Below are 19,159 nucleotides of genomic sequence, written 5' to 3'. Positions count from 1 at the left end.
AGTCAGAAGCAAAGCTTCTGACTTTTCTGATTTAACACCAATATGAATCTGCTGATTCAATTCTCAACCAAAGGGCTGATAGTCTTTTAGTGATTAAACTAACGTCTTTTATTGTATAGATTTAGATACGGGCGCTACCCATTCGTTCAGTTTTTTATCGTAAATCAGATTGGCATCAGGCCATTCAACATAATGTTTCATAGGCAGGTACTTATCCAGATTTCCGTTTTTGATGAATTCAGTAAATAAAAACTTCCCTCTTTCTTTTACTAATTTTTCTTCTAAATGTGGTGTATTCACTACTTCTTCAAAATCAGTCGGCAACAAGTTTTTATCTAATTTGTATCGACCAATTACCCCTCTTTTATAAGGTAATCCTCCTACCGGACGAATCACAAAAAAATAATGCGTACTATCAGGGGCAATGTAATAATTCTGAATACTAAATTTTGGTAGAACACCCGCGTAGAATTTCCGGAACTGCGGCTGAAATCTCGTTTCATTGCTTGATTGCGGCGCTTTACTATAAATATAGGTTACGATATTTGTCAGTAAAGAATCTTGTTGTGTTTTATCAAAATAGGTATTTACATTGTATTTGTCTTTTTCGCACGATAGTGTAAGCAGACAAATACACACTAAAAAAATCTTCTTCATATTGGTGTTGAGGTAATCAAAAAAGGGAAAGAACAAGGAGAATCTCACTCCTCCTTGCTCTTTCCGAAGCAATATTATTTAATATACACTACTGAACTTGGGTTGAATTCTGCCCATGTTGCAGTCCAGTCTGTAGCGTCAAATGCACCTACATAAGTAGTTGGTGTAATGAATGCCGGTAAACCAGTTGGTGCTGTAATACCTTTGTTCAATGCATCAGCAGCTGTAGCAGTCAAAGTAAATGTCGGGCGACCAGTACCGAATACATTAGTATTGATACCAGAAGTTGACCATGAAGCCAATACTTTATTACCAGTTAGGCCTGCAAACCACTCTGATGGTTTTTTACCACCGATAGATAAATCAGCTGCAGGAGTAGCTGTATTAATATCACGAACAGGGAAACCTGATGGTAAAGTTGGAGCACCTTGTCCAAAACCGTTGCTACCCCAGCCTGTTACACCTGCCAATATTATGTTGTTTAGTACTAATGAACCACTGTTAGCATTAGCAGCAGTTGTAGAACCATCAATATAAACACCGTTAGGGAAACCTGTTACGAATGTATTGTATACTTTAATTTTGTTGTTACGACGTAAGTGCATACCATTCTGGAATAGAGTACTGATGAAAGTCTCCTGGCTTTGTTTTGCACCAATCAACGAAACGTTTGATAATGTTGGAGCTGTGAAAGGCTCGTTAACAGTTCCCTGACCATCGTTGTCAACTTCAAATCCATTTGAACCTGATTGGTCAGCACTTGTACCACCACGAAGTGCTACTGCAAACTGGATGCTTCCTCTATAACCATTATCCATATCGAAGTCATCATCCAATGTTCTATAAGAGATTAAATATTTAGCATTTACAGTACCACCAAACCACTCGTAAGCATCATCACCACCGAAAGAAGCCTGTAAGTTCTCTAATACTGTACCACTACCTACTGAACCGAAAGTAAATGAGTTAATTTCCTGGTTAGGGTTGATAGGTACACCAGCGTATTCAACGCGTACATATTTCAAGCTACCAGAGTTGTCGGTATCAGATGTACCACCGTGCCAGCCTTTATAGCTACCCTCTAATTGTGCAGAACCACCAGGTAAGTTATTTACTGCCTTACCGCAAATTACTAAACCACCCCAGTCACCTGCTTCACGCTCACCTACACCACGCTCAGATGTAAATACGATTGGTTCAGCAGCTGTACCATTGGCAACGATCTGGCTGCCACGTTGAATAATCAAAGTTCCTTTAGTTGCGCGTTCTCCGATGATAACTGTACCAGGCTCAATAGTTAAAATACCTGTAGATACACCTGCAGCAGTTGCTGAAGTGGTATCACCACCTACACGAACAAAACCTGACAATTTATAGATTTTGTTTTTTGTCCAGGTAACGTTGCCGGTTAATACACCTTTAACTGTAACCACTTCTTTAGGAGGTACAGCTGTTACTTTTACAGTAAATGTAGTGGCAGGAGACGACTGATTTTTGCTATCTGTTGCAATTACTGTAAAGTTTACAGTAGTACCAGCGGCTAGATTATCAATAGTATATTCTTTTGTATAGTTATCTGATGTTTCAGTACCACCGTAAGTTTTTGTGTCAAAAGGAGCACCGTTTTTCAAAACTGTCAAAGTTTTTAAGCCAGCCGGCGCGCTAACAGAAGCCGTAACGTTAACTTTAGCACCTGGCACACCTGATGCCTCTGTACCTGCCGATACACTTGGCGCTGGGAACACTTCTTCATCTTCTTTACATGCATTCAGTACAAACATGGCTGAAACTGCCATTGTACATGCTGCAAACAATCTAGAGATTTTAGAAAACTGCATAATTTTTGGGGTTTATAATGTAAACTCTTTGAATGTTTAATTTTACTGTATGATCGATTGATACGATTCGTCTTTTACTTTCCACTTAAAGTGTAGCTTACACCTATTGAGAATAATCTGCCCGGCTTGTACTGTTGAATGATTTCATCTTTTTTACGGTCAAATTTGCCGTCCTGATTGCCATCTTGCAAAATCAAAGCTGCCTGATTGAATATATCATTCACACCACCTTTGATTACGAATCTGTTGTCTCTACCCACTCCTTTAGAGAAAGTAAGGTCAAGCACATTTCTTGGCATTTCGTAAAGGTCAGGATACCCATCGAAACCTACGGCAAAGATTCTTTTGCCAATTACGTTGTAGAGAATGTTTACCTGGAAGTCTCTGTCCTGGTCGTTGTAGTTGATACCAGTATTTACAATGTATGGAGATTGACCTTGTAAAGGACGGTTGTCTGACTGGCCTGCCGAACCATCTCTTAATTTTACTTTACTTACTAATAAAGTAGTATTGAATAATACACTTACTCTTTCAAGGAATTTTGAAGAAGTGATACTTGCCAGTCCTTTTTTGATTTCTAATTCGATACCTGTGCTTCTGGCGCTTTTAGCATTGTTATAAATAAAAGTTTTTGCACCTAACGAACCACTACCGGCTTCAACCTCAATTTCAATCGGGTTTCTGAAATCTTTGTGGAAAGCAGCAAAGCTAACTACCTCTGATGGCGTTGGATAAAATTCCCAACGAGCATCGAAATTGTTTACAGTCGCGATTTTTAAGCCTGTATAACCCTCATATACCACATTGAAATCGAAATCATAGAATGAGAACGGTGCTAACTCTCTGAACTCGGGACGATTGATGGTTTGTCCGTAAGCAGCTCTGACCAACATTTTTTCAGAGAAGTTATACGAAAGGTTAGCAGATGGTAATATACTTAGTACCGGATTTTTAACAGATACTTTTGCCCCACCGATAAAGGCACTTTGCAGGCTTTGCGTATTGTCTTCTACACGTGCACCGGCAATGATGTTCAGTTTCTTGCTAAGCGGAATATTGGCATTAGCATAATAGGCCATTAGCTTATTACCTGCTGTATAAGAGTCATTAGGGTTCGTCTGTTCATCAATTCTGATACCGTTAGTATTATTAACATTATTGAAGATAACGTTAATCGGGGCAGTGAAAAGCTCACCATTAAAGTTTGACCCACGTACATAACCTAAATTTCTACCATCGAAAGTACGGTCTTTTTTCTCATAGAAAACCCCTGCTTTCAACTCCATTTCAGTTTCTTTCTCTTTAGAAAGTGTGATTTTCTGACTTAAGTTAACTGCACCTGTATAACCATTCTCTGTCATTTTTGAAAACCATCTTCCTAAGAAGAAAGCCTGCGCAGTTCCAACAGGAATATATACTGATTTCGTACCAGTGCCAGGGTCAACATCTGAACGATAACGACGGTAATCTGGTTGGTCACGATAAGAATTGTTATAACCAATCACCCAGTCAATCGTAGTTTTTCCTTTTGCCACTGTATGTTTACCGGTTAACTGTCCGGTATAAATACCGCGATATACCTGGTTAAACGAATGGTTATCAGGATTATAGTTTGCCTCAATCGCACGACCTGTACGGTGTGTATAGTTTGAGTTGCTTAACTGATTGAATAAGTTTTTGAATTCGATAGAGTTATCTTCGTTCAAACGGAACGCCCAGTTGTGCATAACACCTACACGGATATTACGGCTATATTGCTGGTCGTTAAAATTATAAATCGGAGATGGCGTGTTATTAATATTTGCGTTGAAGTCGTTACGATCAATTACAAAGTTGGTACGCGTATCAGAGTAGTTTACAGCTGTTACGTTACCTATTTTTACATTACCGGCATTAAATCTATAATTACCTGTGATACCAATTCTCTGGTCTGGCGTAGCGTTACCTTTATTAGCAATCCATTCGTTTTTCAATGATCTACCAGCCGTTTCTAATGCAGCAGGATTGTTTGCAATCTGGCTGATATTTGCCGGGAAGAATTTAGGCAAATCATAGTAGCCATTATTGAAGCCTGTCCAGTAGTTTTTGCCTTGATTTGGCTGATAGAAATCTCCGAAAGTAGTATTGCTACGGTAAGAAGTACTGTAATCTATTACCAGAGAGTTTTTATCAGGAATATTCTTAGTGAAGATTTTAACCAAACCACCTGCAAATTCGCCAGGTAATTCAGCCGATGGGCTTTTAAAAATCAACATTCTGTCGATTTGTGAACTTGGGATAATATCGAATGAGAACGACTTTACGTCAGTTTCCATACTTGGCGTGAAAGCGTTGTGCAACATTACGTTGTTATAACGTTGGTTCAAACCTCTGATATTGATGAATCTATCGCCTACAATAGTAATACCTGGTACACGTTTCACTACCTGTGCGGCGTCGCGGTCAAGAGATTTGGCAATTTGCTGTGCCGAAATACCATTTACAACCATTTGTGCTGCTTTTATTTCGGAAATCACCGACACCTCAGTATTTGTTAATCGGGCAGCAGTAACTTTTACCTCAGCTAAAACTGCGCCTTCTTCTTCAAGAACTGTATTGATTTCTGTTACGTTATCGGCAACCACTGCTACATCAGGAATTACCTTATCTTTATAAGAAACATAAGTAATTACCACTTTCGCTTTACCTGCCGGAACTTTAGCAATCGAAAAGAAACCGTTAACATCAGTCACTGAACCTAAAGTAGTTCCGTCGATTTTAACAGTAGCACCAATTAAATCTTCGTTGGTTTTAATATCCTTGATTGTTCCGCGAATAGTACCCGTCTGGGCAAAAGTGATAACAGTAGCAAATAATAAAAAAAGAGTCGTAGAAATTGCTCGCTTGGTCATATTGGTTTTTGTGTCGTTTTTAACGGTGCAAAACTACTGCTCCAATATTAAGTGAATGTTAAGTCAATATTATGGGTTGGTTATGTTTGGCTAGTGTTAAAAATCTGTTAAAGGCCTGTCAATTGTAGGTATTTATGCGCAAAACGCGTTCTTTTGCACTTCAGACTTGATTTTGTCTAGTAAAATATTTATATACTTATAATCAGGCTTTTGTATATTGCATTACTCATTTATCTATAATTGTTAGCATAATCATGAAGAAATACTTATATACCTGTTTTTTAAGCCTTACCTTATTCGGTACAGCTTGCTCACAAGAAAAAAATCAGGCAACAAACCTTTCAGCAAATACCTTTTCTGAAAAAATAATAGCATTATCTAACGAGCTGGTTCTTGACGTAAGAACACCGGAAGAATATGCCAAAGGACACTTAATAGATTCTAAAAACATTAACTGGAAAGACACGAATTTTGCCAATAGAATTGAGCAGATGGATAAATCGAAACCTGTGTTTGTCTATTGCCTGAGTGGTATACGTAGCGCTGCAGCAGCCAAAAAAATGCGTGAGATGGGTTTCAAAGAAGTATATGAACTAGATGGCGGAATTGTAAAATGGCGTGCAGCTAATTTGCCCGAAACTACTGATGGGGTAACAAAACCTGAGGGTATGACCCAGCAACAGTTCAGCCAGTTAATTGACTCTGATAAATTGGTATTGGTAGATTTCTATGCTGATTGGTGTGAACCCTGCAAAAGAATGGAGCCGTATCTGAAAGAAATCTCAACGGATATGAAAGATAAGGTACAGGTGATACGAATCAATGCCGATGATAATCAGGCTTTGTGTAAAAGCTTAGGTGTAGATGCCTTGCCTGTTTTGCAACTTTATAAAAATAAAACCCTCCAGTGGTCGAATGCGGGATTTATTGAGAAAGGGGATGTAGTGAAACAATTGGAATGATTAATAGAGTATAGAAGAGGTTTAGCAAAAACTAAACCTCTTCTTTTAATGTCTTTATAAAATTTGTCCTCAAAGTCTTAGCTGTCAAATCTTCTCCATCAGGGCTCCAACCCGGTGGCATAAAAACATAAAGCAATTTATTTTTCAAACCTGAGGCTTGTTTAATATCCTGCCATAGTTCGCTGAATTCTCCAAAGTATACATCAACTATTTTTCTGGAATCAACCTCTCTGGTAATACCATATTCAACAGGTACACTCTCATCCTCTTCCTGGTAAGTATGAAACAATCTGTCCCAGATATTGATGATTGAACAGAAGTTGGTATCCATATATAAATAATTACGGCCGTGATGAACTCTATGGTGAGACGGTGTAAGGATAAACTTCTCTAAGAACCCTAATCGGGCGTTTTTCAATGAGTTTTCGCTGATATGCGCAAATGCGCCCCATATACTATCTAAAATCATAATAGTAAATAGCATGATAGGGTTTACTCCCAATAAAGTACAAAAAGTAGCCGTAAAGATTTCGGTATAGATATTCTCTATATAAGAGGTATTAAGGGTGATAGAAGCATTAAGGCTTTCGGGTGCGTGATGTACCGAATGAAAGCACCAAAGTAATCTTATCTTATGTGATAAATAATGCCGTATAAAAGTATTTAATTCATAAATCAGATAGCCATAAATAAACCAGTACCATTTAAGCGATACATGGAAGATAGCATATTTACTGAAAATTTTGATACAGAGAAGAATAACAGAAACTCCTATTAAACGAGTTAAAACCCTATTAATGAGAATAATCATAAAAGGAACCCGATAAGTTTCTTTATTAAAGCGGTGGGAAGCGAGTAACCAGCCAATTTCGAAAATTATTAATAAGGGCGCAATAGGAGAAAGAAAACTCAGAAAACCCTCTAACGTTAATAATACCTCATAATGACCGGAATGTATGATACTCAATAATCCGCCAATTCTAAAGAAATCAATAATTTCACTTAGAATCTTACTTAAAAACTCCATAAAATTCAGTTATAACCTTGGTAATGTCAGGTTTGTACTTATCCTATACAGCTGTTTTTAAAAAACTACTGATATAGGAAAAATACAAAATATATAGTGCGAAGGTATACCTATTTCAGAGCTTAATCGTAAGGCTATTAATTAAAAAGTGATTAAAGTTGCCTTTAATCACTTTCTTGAAAACGAAATTATCTAACCGCAAAAGAACTACTTCGTTAAATCTAACTGCTCTTTCATTACTTTCCCGGCATAGGTTAATTCTATCCAATATATACCTTTTGGAAGTTTGTTGGTAGGCAATAATTTTACTTGTGTACCAAGGTTCTCGAAATAGCTATCTATAAGAGTTACTACCGTTTTTTCGCTCTTATCTTTCAGTTTAAGTTTTACCTGACCAGGCTTATTAATCCTGAAAACAATCTTCTTCAATTTACTGGTTTCAGTAGTATCAGTAGAAAACTCTGTTACTGATTTATCATCAGTTGCATGGCTCACTCTTTCATTATTGGCAAAAGCCTGTTGCACACAATCAGCAATATTAGCCGTGAATACTGCGTTTGCATTTACTTCAAAGCCAGGTAGTAAAACGATGCTATTACCTGCTGAAAATGAAATATCTTTCGTTGTAGGTACCAAACTTTGTGCAGCAATACCTTTAATCGCTTTAATATCACCATCACTCAAAGGTGAACGATCTAATGTAATCGAATCAACAGCACAATCGATTTTAATACCCTTACAATTACAGCTATTATCAAACTTATCGTATTCAGTCAACGGGTCACCATCATCACAGGGAGTACCTTCGTTATCACAAAGAAATGCACCAAAAGTTATTTTACCCAATCCTGAACAGGTGGCATCTCCCCAGTTATTAATAGCTGAAATAAGAATGTACCGGGCTTTCACATCGTTAAAATTCGGTCCCACAAAACCGGCATAATCAGCACTGCCGGGTGCCTGAGGCCAGTTGTAAGTACCACCTAAAGGTTGCCAGGTTGTACCATCTACCGAATAATCAACATATACACTTTTAAGTCCCTTGGTAGTTTCACCAGCTACATTATAGTTCCAGACTCTGGTATCCTGGAATTTGTATTGGTTTGAAAAATCATACATGATCCAGTTTTTATTAGCTGCTCTTGTTGGATTAGGGTTTGGCTTAAGCGTTGCATTACTACAGGAAATCCACGAAACCTCCGTAAAAGTAGTCAGGTTATCGGTCGGGCTACATGAGTCATAAACCTGATACCTGGCCGATTCGTCGTTACAATCAGGCCCCGAACAAGGTGTTCCTACACACTCACAACTCCCATTAATTTTATCGTCATTCGTAAAAGGATTGTCATCATTACATGGCGTACCTTGTGCTATGCATGAAACTTCACACTTATAGTCAAAAAGGTAGAAACTCGGTACTCTTTTCCAGACTTTATTTTCATAAAATGGGGTTTTCCAATACAAATTAAAGTGGTCTCTCCAGGTATTTTCTTTGTGTCTGAACTCAAAATAATAATACTTGCCCTTTTCCAGATAAGATGGACCTATAGTCTGAAATACCGAATTAGTGTGGTCTGTTTCATCAACTCCATACATCACCAATGCCTGACGAGCCTGTTTATTTTCAAGAGAATCGTTACTACTTAAGAAAAAGAAAGTTTGCCCGTCGCCCGTTAAATTAAATTCATAATTTCCTGTTACCGGTACTGTCAAAAATCCCTGAACAAGCGTTCCATAATTATCAGTAGAATACAAAGGAGCCGCAGGTAAAGGTCCATAAGCGCCTTTTAATTTCTCTCTTCTATCTGGAGACAAAGGGAATTTCGGAGAATTAATTAAATCGTTCTCTACATAAGAACCGACAATATTATCATAATAGTAAGCTTCAATCAGGCCTCTTTCACCTACACATGCATTAGCTGTTGGCGCTATACCTACACAATTACAAAAACCATCCTGCTGATCATTGGTAGTTGCCGCATTGCCATCATTGCATGGAGTTCCTCTTTCCGGGCATACTTGTCCGCAGCTATATTCATAAATATAATTAAAATCAACTATAGTCCACGGTACCTCAGGAGTTGAAGCTTTTTTCCATGATAAAGTCAGATGGTCTCCACCTCCACCCTCAAAATTATATAATTCAAAATAGTAATATTGGCCACCTACTAGCTGTATGCTTACAGAGGTTTGTCCGGGTTCTTTGTCATGCTGATTTTCTTCTGTATAAGAAGTTACCTCAGCCCTTTTCACCTTATTGGCCGGCAGCTGATTAGTACTCAGATAAAAAAAGCCTTTATCATCACTGGTCAGGTTAAAAATATAGTTTGCGGTCTGTGGAACTTTAATAAATCCTCTGATCATACCAGCATAATAGTCTGTATAGTTAACAGGCCCTTTTAAAGAACCTATGATTTCAGAACCATCTGGTCTGCTAGGAAAATTTTCCAGAACCGACAAATCTTTCATATCGGGGTAAGAATCAAAATTTGTCCAATAACTCCATTTTACTTGTCCGGCCGGGCCTATGCAGGTTTGTGCTCTAACACTCACCGAACAGGCAGTTAAAATAAATAATAGTATATATAAAGTTTTTTTCATCTGCTCTTATTTAGCTTAGTAAGTTAAGCATGACTGCGGCTTATCGTCAGTCGAAATTGAGGTACCATTAAAATTCATAAATCCTATTGGATAATTGCCAGGCGTGTAGCTATAAAAATTCCCCAGATTTGGTAACACATAACATAAATCAGTAGGGCTGACACCATACCAGAGTGCCATTTCTGCGTATAATTCGTCAGTAGATACAGCCGGAATAAAGTTGCCTCTGAATGAAATGTTTTGCGGACTATTATTTAAATCCATTCTCGGGAAAGCTCCATAAATCTTTCCACCTTTTACGCTCCCGCCTATTACCATTGAGTTTCCACCCCAGGCATGATCTGAACCTAGTCCGTTAGAAGTTATGGTACGTGCAAAATCTGAAATAGTAAAAGTTGTTACCTTGTCGGCTATGCCTAATTCAACTGTAGCATCGTAAAATGCTTTCAAAGCTCCACTTACTACTGGCAAACGTTGGTTTAGCCCTGTAGCAAGGCCATCGTGCATATCCCAACCCCCGTAGGTCACAAAAAAGATCTGTCTTTTTGCTCCAAGGTTACCTCTTACACTTATTACCTTGGCAATTGCCGCCAAATCATTTCCTAAGCTTGTATTAGGGAATTGCGTAGCCAGGCTTGGCACCCGTTTCAATGCTTCTTTAAATATATCGAAAGAGGCAATAGCGCCCTTAGCTGTACCTGAATAGGTTTCCTTAAGTGAGTTGGTATAAGTTTGCCCAACCATACTATCAACTGATGTATTTCTCAGGTCATTCATCAAGCCTGAGTCACTCCACCAAGTAGGCAGAACATCCAGTCCTACATTATTAGGATTTACATTATTACTAATAGAATATTCAGCAATGTTTTCACCGGTCTGAAAAATATTTTTTCCTGCTAAAGAAATATTCATCGAAATCTGGTTATTAACATTGCCGGCATTCAATAAATCAGCTATTCTACCTCCAACACCTAGGGCACTGCGGCTTTGTGGAACAGAAGTTTGCCATTGCATAATCTGGTCTGAATGAGAATAAATGCCATCCGGAATTTTTTTCAATCCATTATTAAATTCAGAGGCATTCATAATGGGCTCTACCAAAGTACCGATGTTGGCCATAAATGCCAGTTTTCCTGAATTGAATAAATCCCGCATTCCGGTCATAGCCGGGTGGATTCCGAAAGAACCGTAATTACATGGTATATTTCTGAAACCTGTACATTGAGGATTATTCAATGATAAAAGTGAAGCTTGTGCTATTGAAAGGTCTGATCTCGTTGCCGCATATTCACTATATCCGTTGTCAGCTGTTCCATTAGGGATTAATACATTGTAAGAATCAATACCCCCTGCCAATAGTACACAAACCAGTGCTTTATAATCCTCTGCAACAACTGCTTCTTTTGAAGAAAATTTTTTATGGCTCATCGCTCCATTTACAGCACCCAGACTTGTCAGTGTACTCAGTAAGGTTGTGGTTCCCATAGCAGCACAACCTGAATGTTTTAAGAAATCACGTCTATTCATTTCTATGTTAATTATTGATGAGGTAGTCAGGGCAAGACATGATCAGATAGATAGCAATACGCACTCTTCTGAAAGCATCATCGCTGTCAGGTACGCCATTAGTTATACTAAGAGGTATACCCGATATAGCTTTTTTTATAAAATCGAGGTTCTTCTTTGATAATCTTCCATGTGCTAAAATAAGGTTGTACTTATCTAAAAGCTGTGTAAGTCTGTCATTTCTTACTAAGGCGTAGTCTGCCGTCAGATTAAATTTAGGTTCTTGTTCAGGCTTATAGGTTTCACCTCCGAAATAGCCATAATATTCCATAGGATCGTCATTGATAAGCCAGGTATTAAGGGCATTCATATAACCAGTAAGCGTCTGAGAGTTTAATGTCTGAAATTCAGGGCCATACTTACCTGTACCTTTTAGAGCACCATCCGGTGTATAATCAGGAGAGAAAAAATTAAATACACTTGGTGAATACATAGGTATTTGTCCGGTTTTCTCATAAGCTCTTCTCATTGAATTCCGAAATACATTTGTTGCAGAAGTTAGGTTTAAGCCCTTAACCAAGTTCATATATCTTAAGAATGGCTCCTTTAACATTCCTGAAAACTGAGTATTTCCGTTGTTACAGCAATCTCTCGCTTCGGGGTCAGTCAAAATAGTTCTTATAACTGCTTTCAAATCCCCTCTTACACCGCTCCCATTATTATTAAAAACAGTAGCTACACGCTGAATAAAAGCCGGACTCGGATTGGAAGTAACCAGGCGTTGGATTAAACGTCTTGCCATAAAGGGGCCTACATTCGGATGATTAAATATAATGTCCAAGGCATCCTTAATATCCAATTCGCCTTGCTCTACAGACCGGGCAGGAATAGTTTTACCTAAAAAGGTTTTAACACCCACTTCATGAGCATTTACAATTCTCCAATTATTTGGATTAGTCACCCACCATCTTATATACACATCACTTGAATCAATGGCATAAAATTTAAGCTTCTTTGTATAGCTCCAGTAGTCTTTGCTTCTATCGCCGATATATTTACTATCACCCCATGATAAACCTGTAAAAACTTTTGCCAGATTAGCTATATCATTATTATTATAAGTCGGAATCGACTTTCCATTCGCATCTTTCTTTTCGGTACCATCTATGTTTAGTTGAAACAGCCCTATTGAAAATAGCTGCATTACCTCACGTGCATAGTTTTCATCAGGGTAAGTCTGCTTACCATTATTAAAATCGGTTGCATGATTATTCATAAAGGTAAGGTAAACAGCCATCGAAGGATGGTAAGTGATTTTCTCAATCAGCGTACGATAATTGGTAAATGAATTATCTAATAATACATCATAGTAACTGGCCAACGCATATGGATTATCAGCAAATGCAGAAACACGAGAGGTAACGAATATCTCGCTAAGCCCTAAAGCGACTCTCCAACGCAAAATATCAGCAGCCGTCATACTACCCTGAAACCATGAAATATCAAAATGCCAATCACTTAAAAATACATTTGATAATGTTCTTGTTGGATCAGTCCGTTTCACTGAATCTACTATAGACTGATGAAGATTTTGTAGATAATTTGTAATCTTAAATGAATTAGGCATAGCCAATTGCTGCTCAACCCATTTTTCGATACCAATGGTGGCTACATTTTCAATTTCGCCATACGTAGTTCCTAAAGTAGCCTGAGAAAGTAGTCTGGCAGCTGCATTCTTATTGGGCAGGTAACCTGAACTCATAAGCGTTTTGGGAGCGGTCTGATTACTTGCACTAGAAGAAGAGGAGGAAACCAATACATTAGTAGTATTACCTTTACCAAATATGATTTTTTGCTGAGCATTAGTAAGCATACTTATGCCTGTAAAGCCAATCAATAAAGTAAAAGTTATTACCCGACGGATTCTAAAAAGCCCTTGGAACACCAACAAAGGAAAGCTCATCTCAAATGAATAGAAATTTAAGTAAATAATTCAAACCTATAATAATAGTATGATTTATACAGTAGCAGCAAAAATCAACCCACAAAAAATTATTCATAGTATATAAAAAGGACATAGTAATCCCATTTATATTATTTTTTACTTTTGGTGATTTTTATAAAGTTAGATGTCGTATTTATTTAGAAAATAGTAGTTATATAGACTTTTAAAAAATTTAAAAGTTATTTGTTATAATATATAATTATACAAATTTGGGACAATTTGTAAGTAGGACTAGGTAGTATTTTTGGTTATATATACAAATATAAAAAAAACATTATTAAGTTAAGATTAAAATTTCAAAATATGGTATTTAATAATACTGTATGATGCTTCTATAGGCAAAGATAATAAAGCAAATATCAGGATGAAAACTCTTTATTAATCAGTTCCTATAGAAATAAGCCTAGTTTTACTATCATTATGAACATAAAAAGACCTCCTGGTAAAAATTTATGTGTTAAATAATTCATAAATTTCATCAGCAGGTTCCCTTTCTAATCCTTTATTTCTAATTGCTCTTTCAGTACTTTACCAGCATAGTCTAATTCTATCCAGTATATACCTTTCGGAAGTCTATTAGTTGGCAACAATTTGATTTGTGTTCCAAGATTCTCATAGTAACTATCTATGATGGTTACTATTGTATTTTCACTCTTATCTTTCAGTTTGAGTTTTACATAACCCGGCTTATTAATTCTGAAGATAATCTTTTTGAGTTTATTGATTTCAGTACTATCAGTCGAAAACTCTGTTACTGATTTATCGTCAGTTGCATTAGTTAATTTTTCACCAGTATTATTAGCAAAAGCTTGTTGCACACAATTGGCAATATCAGCTTTAAATACTGCAGTATTATTTACCTGAAAACCCGGAAGTAGCACAATACTATTACCTGCTGTAAAAGAAATATCCTTGGTAGCAGGAACAAGGCTTTCAGCTGCAATACTTTTCTTAGCCTTATAATCGCCATCGCTCAAAGGAGAACGGTCTAATTTAATAGTATCGCTGGCACAATTAATATTCACACCTCTACAGTTACAACTATTATCAAATTTATCATTTATTGTAAGCGGATCACCATCATCGCAAGTAGTACCCTCAGTATCGCACAAAGACGCATTGAAAGTTATTTTGCTAAATCCGGAACAAGAGGCATCTCCCCAGTTATTAATAGCTGAAATAAGCACATATCGAGCTCTGATATCATTAAAATTAGGCCCAATAAAGCCAGCATAATCACCATTTCCGGGCGCTTGTGGCCAGGAATAAGTACCCCCTAGTTGTTGCCAGGTTGTACCATTTATCGAATAATCCACATAGACACTTTTAAAGCCTTTATTGGTTTCGCCGGTTACATTATAATTCCAAACTCTGGTATCCTGAAATTTATAACTATTATTAAAATCGTACATAATCCAGTTTTTGTTAGCAGACCTTGCCGGATTAGGATTTGGTTTAAGTGTACCACAAGAAACCCACGCAGCTTCTGAAAGCGTAGTCAGGTTATCTGTCGGACTACAAGAATCATAAACCTTATATCTTGCTGATTCATCATCGCAATTAGCCCCTGAGCAAGGTGTCCCTACACACTCGCAATTAACTATCTTATCATCATTAGTAAAAGGATCCCCATCATTACAAGCAGTCCCCGCAGGAATACATTGCACATCACATTTATAATCATATAAATAAAAAGCAGGTACTCTTTTCCACTCTTTATCTTCATGGAAAGGCGTTTTCCAGAACAAATTAAAGTGATCTCTCCAGGTATTTTCTTTATGCCTGAACTCAAAATAATAGTACTTATTTTTCTCCATAAAAAATGGTGCTATTGTTTGAGAAACACTATTAGTATGGTCGGTTTCATCTACCTGGTAAACATTTGCCTGATGAGCCGTCTTATTCGCGATATTATCATTGCTACTTAAGTAAAATAGCACATTCCCATCACCAGTTATATTAAACTCATAATTACCCGAGACTGGTACTGTTAAATAACCTTGTACGAGGGTTCCATAATTATCAGCAGAATAAGTTGGGGTAGCCGATAAAGGGCCATAAGCTCCCAAAAGTTTTTCTTTTCTATCTGGTGATAATGGAAATTTTGGGGCATTAATCAAATCGTTTACTACATAATTACCCACGATATTATCATAATAATACGCTTCAGTAAGTCCCTTTTCACCTATACAGGTATTAGCTTTAGCAGGAGTGCCTAAACAATTACAGAATCCATCCTGCTGATCGTTGGTAGTTGCAGAATTACCATCATTACAAGGTGTTCCTCTTTCAGGGCATACTTGTCCGCAGGCATATTCATAAATATTATTAAAATCTACTATAGCCCAGGGAGCAGCAGGAGTAGAAGCTTTTTTCCATGATAAAGTCAAATGATCATTACCTGTCCAATCGAAATTATACATTTCAAAATAATAATACTGTCCTCCCACCAATTGTATACTTACAGAATTCTGAGCAGGATCTTTATCATGCTGATCTAAGGTAGTAGAAACTACGACTTCTGCTCTTTTTACCTTATTTGCTGGCAACTGATTGGTGCTTAAATAAAAAACAGCCTTATCGTCAGCAGTCAGGTTAAAAATGTAGTTATCTGTTTGAGGTACTTTAATAAAGCCTCGAATCATACCAGCATAAAAATCACTATAATTAATAGGTGCTCTTAAAGAGTTGATTATCTGAGAACCGTCGGGTCTGCTCGGAAAATTTTCTAAGGCCCAGACATCAGTTACATCTGGAAACATAGGGAAATTTCCCCAATATCCCCATTTAACCTGCCCTGCCGGACCGATACAACTCTGGGCTTTAATATCCACTAATGGGATAAGTAGAAATAATAAAAATATTTTATAGATTTTTTTCATGTACTATATAATCTCAATATGTTAAGCATGATTGAGGTTTATTATCGGTTGAAATAGTAGTACCATTAAAATTCATGAATCCTATCGGGTAATTACCTGGCGTATAATTGTAAAAATTACTGAGATTAGGCAAAACATAACATAAATCAGCAGGACTTACACCATACCATAGGGCCATTTCTGCATATAATTCATCTGTAGAAACAGCCGGAATAAAGTTCCCTCTAAAAGAAATAGTCTGCGTATTGTCTGTAAGATTCATTCTAGGAAAAGAACCATAAATTTTACCCCCTTTCACACTTCCACCTATAACCATAGAGTTTCCACCCCAGCCGTGGTCAGAACCTAAGCCGTTAGAGGTAACTGTACGACCAAAATCTGAAATTGTAAACGTTGTTATTTTATCTGCCAAACCCAATTCTACGGTAGATTCATAAAAAGCTTTCAGGGCATCATTTACTACTGGCAAACGTTGGTTTAACCCTCCTGCAAGGTTATCATGCATATCCCAACCACCGTAATTTACAAAGAAAATCTGTCTTTTAGCACCAAGATAACTTCTTACACTTATTACTTTTGCCACCGCTGCCAAGTCTGCTCCTAAACTTGTAGCCGGAAACTGGGTAGCCATAGTTGGTACTTTTTTTATAGCCTCTTTAAAGAAACCATAGGCAGCAATAGCGCTTTTAGCTGAACCCGCATAGGTTTGTTGAAGTAAATTAGCATAAGTCTGCCCAACTAAACTATCAATTGCTGCATTTCTCAAATCAGTCATCAAACCTGAACTACTCCACCACGCAGGCAGAGTCTCCAGCCCTACAGTATTAGGGTTTACATTATTACCTATAGAGTATTCAGTAATACTCTCTCCGGTTTGAAAGATATTTTTACCTCCTAAAGAGATATTCATCGAAATCTGTGCATTCGAATTACCAGCATTCAATAGATCGGCAATTCTTCCACCAACTCCCAACGCACGTCTACTTTGTGGAACTGACGTTTGCCACTGCATGATTTGATCAGAATGAGAATAGATACCATCCGGAATCTTTTTTAAACCACTCTGAAACTCTGATAAATTCTTAATAGGCTCTACTAAAGTACCCACGTTACCCATAAATGCCAGTTTACCTGTATTAAACAAGTCTCTCATGCTAGGCATCAAAGGGTGAATCCCAAAAGACCCATAATTGCAAGGCAAATTTCTGAAGCCTGTGCATTGAGGATTATTAAGCGGTAAAAGCGATGCGTTAGTTATAGCAAGATCTCCTCTTGTATTTGCATACTCAGTGTAGCCATTATCACCTGAAGTTGTTCCCCTAGGAACCAACACATTATAAGAATCAAGCCCACCTGAGAATAACACACATACTAATGCTTTATAATCTTCAGCAGCAGCCTCTTTTGAAGGATATTTTTTATGTCCTATAGCTCCATTTACTGCTCCTAAGCTGGTTAGTGTGCTCAGTAAAGTTGTCGTTCCCATAGCCGCACAACCAGACTGTTTTATGAAATCACGTCTATTCATTTTATTGTTACTTATTAATAAGATAATCTGGAGATGCCATAATTAAGAAAATTGCAATACGAACTCTTCTTGAAGCGTCATCAGCATTAGGAACTCCATTGGTTACACTAATAGGCATCTCTAATAAAGCCCCTTTGATAATGTCAAGCGTTTTTTGAGAAAGCCTGCCATGAGCCAGAATCAGATTATATTTATCTAATAACTGTGGCAACCTGTCATTTCTTGTCAACGGATAGTCAGCAGTTAAAATAAACCCAGGCTCTTGCAATGGCTTATACTTCTCGCCACTAAAATAGGTAGTGTATTCAACCACATCATCTACAATAATCCAGCTATTTAATGCATTCAGATAGCCTGTTAAGGTCTGAGAATTTAAAGTCTGAAATTCAGGTCCATATTTGCCCGTACCTTTTAGTGCACCATCTGGTGTGTAATCAGGCGCAAAGAAGTTAAACACACTAGGTGAATACATAGGAATTTGTCCAGTTTTGTCATAAGCCCTTCTCATAACGTTACGGAACACACCACCTGTGGCGGTTAAATTAAGACCTTTGACTAAATTCGTATATCTGATAAATGGCTCTTTAAATATACCGGCAAACTGCGTATCGCCATTGTTACAGCAGTCTCTAGCTTCAGGGTCTAGCAAAACTGCCCTGACAACTGCCTTTAGGTCTCCCCTGGTCCCACTGCCATTATTATTAAAGATGGATGCTACACGTTGTATATAAGCAGGACTAGGATTCGATGTAACCAATCGTTGAATAAGGCGGCGTCCTATAAAAGGGCCTACATTCGGGTGATTAAATAAAATATCCAATGCATCTTTAATATCTAACTCTCCTTGTTGAACAGAGCGGGTTGGAATGGTATTTCCTAAGAAAGTTTTAGGCCCAACTTCATGACCATTTACAATAACCCAATTACTAGGATGAACCCAAGGTCTAAGATAGGCATCACTTGAGTCAATTGCATAGAATTTAAGCTTTTTTGTATAACTCCAGTAGTCTTTATTTACATCCCCTAAATATTTGCTATCACCCCACGATAATCCGGTGAATACTTTCGCCAGATTAGCAATATCATTATTGTTATAAGTGGGGATAGATTTCCCAGCGCCATCCTTCTTTTCTGTACCATGTCACGTCCTGAAATAGCGATACATTAAAAAGTATCGAAGATGGGAAATCAAAACAACTATGTGAAGCGTACACAAAAAGATTATACGCTAAGCTTTAAGCTTCAAGTCGTTAAGGAAGTAG

11 protein-coding genes are annotated in these 19,159 nt (G+C 37.5%); 1 reads left to right on the top strand and 10 read right to left on the bottom strand.

The features are described from left to right. Positions 1-108 precede the first annotated feature (108 nt). The 3 genes from D0T08_RS07735 to D0T08_RS07725 form a co-directional block, all read right to left on the bottom strand. Entirely contained in the window at positions 109-657 is a 549-nt protein-coding gene (locus D0T08_RS07735) for a hypothetical protein (RefSeq protein WP_116982050.1), read from the bottom strand. A 74-nt stretch (positions 658-731) separates the two neighbouring features. Continuing rightward, on the bottom strand, positions 732-2,495 hold the full coding sequence (locus D0T08_RS07730; protein ID WP_116982049.1) for an Ig-like domain repeat protein: 1,764 nt from the start codon (positions 2,493-2,495) through the stop codon (positions 732-734). Positions 2,496-2,569: 74 nt separating this feature from the next. Further along, positions 2,570-5,386: a TonB-dependent receptor gene (locus D0T08_RS07725; protein WP_116982048.1), complete on the bottom strand. Its 2,817-nt coding sequence runs from the start codon at positions 5,384-5,386 to the stop codon at positions 2,570-2,572. Positions 5,387-5,640: 254 nt separating this feature from the next. Between D0T08_RS07725 and D0T08_RS07720 the strand changes: the two genes are divergently transcribed. Continuing rightward, on the top strand, positions 5,641-6,348 hold the full coding sequence (locus D0T08_RS07720; RefSeq protein ID WP_116982047.1) for a thioredoxin domain-containing protein: 708 nt from the start codon (positions 5,641-5,643) through the stop codon (positions 6,346-6,348). A gap of 31 nt (positions 6,349-6,379) precedes the next feature. Here D0T08_RS07720 and D0T08_RS07715 read toward each other — a convergent pair whose 3' ends face one another. The 7 genes from D0T08_RS07715 to D0T08_RS07685 all read right to left on the bottom strand — a co-directional run bounded on the left by D0T08_RS07715 (position 6,380) and on the right by D0T08_RS07685 (position 19,002). After that, positions 6,380-7,375, bottom strand: coding sequence for a sterol desaturase family protein (locus D0T08_RS07715; protein WP_116982046.1), 996 nt, complete (start codon positions 7,373-7,375; stop codon positions 6,380-6,382). A gap of 207 nt (positions 7,376-7,582) precedes the next feature. Continuing rightward, positions 7,583-9,976 (bottom strand): PA14 domain-containing protein, encoded by a 2,394-nt coding sequence (locus tag D0T08_RS07710; RefSeq protein WP_116982045.1) that lies wholly within the window; start codon positions 9,974-9,976, stop codon positions 7,583-7,585. Between the two features lie 15 nt (positions 9,977-9,991). Beyond that, positions 9,992-11,503 carry a DUF1501 domain-containing protein gene (locus D0T08_RS07705; RefSeq protein ID WP_116982044.1) on the bottom strand — a complete coding sequence of 504 codons (1,512 nt, stop codon included), beginning with the start codon at positions 11,501-11,503 and terminating at the stop codon, positions 9,992-9,994. 7 nt (positions 11,504-11,510) lie between these two features. After that, entirely contained in the window at positions 11,511-13,445 is a 1,935-nt protein-coding gene (locus D0T08_RS07700) for a DUF1800 family protein (RefSeq protein WP_116982043.1), read from the bottom strand. Between the two features lie 536 nt (positions 13,446-13,981). Further along, positions 13,982-16,369 carry a PA14 domain-containing protein gene (locus D0T08_RS07695; RefSeq protein ID WP_116982042.1) on the bottom strand — a complete coding sequence of 796 codons (2,388 nt, stop codon included), beginning with the start codon at positions 16,367-16,369 and terminating at the stop codon, positions 13,982-13,984. A gap of 13 nt (positions 16,370-16,382) precedes the next feature. Beyond that, entirely contained in the window at positions 16,383-17,897 is a 1,515-nt protein-coding gene (locus tag D0T08_RS07690) for a DUF1501 domain-containing protein (protein ID WP_116982041.1), read from the bottom strand. A 7-nt stretch (positions 17,898-17,904) separates the two neighbouring features. Continuing rightward, complete coding sequence (locus tag D0T08_RS07685; protein ID WP_116982040.1) at positions 17,905-19,002, bottom strand: DUF1800 family protein; 1,098 nt, start codon at positions 19,000-19,002, stop codon at positions 17,905-17,907. Positions 19,003-19,159 lie beyond the last annotated feature (157 nt).

It is taken from the genome of Emticicia sp. C21 (assembly GCF_003418935.1).
Taxonomy (GTDB): Bacteria; Bacteroidota; Bacteroidia; order Cytophagales; family Spirosomataceae; genus Emticicia.
Note: the sequence above shows the minus strand (reverse complement) of the source record. Positions and strands in the feature narration are given on the sequence as shown.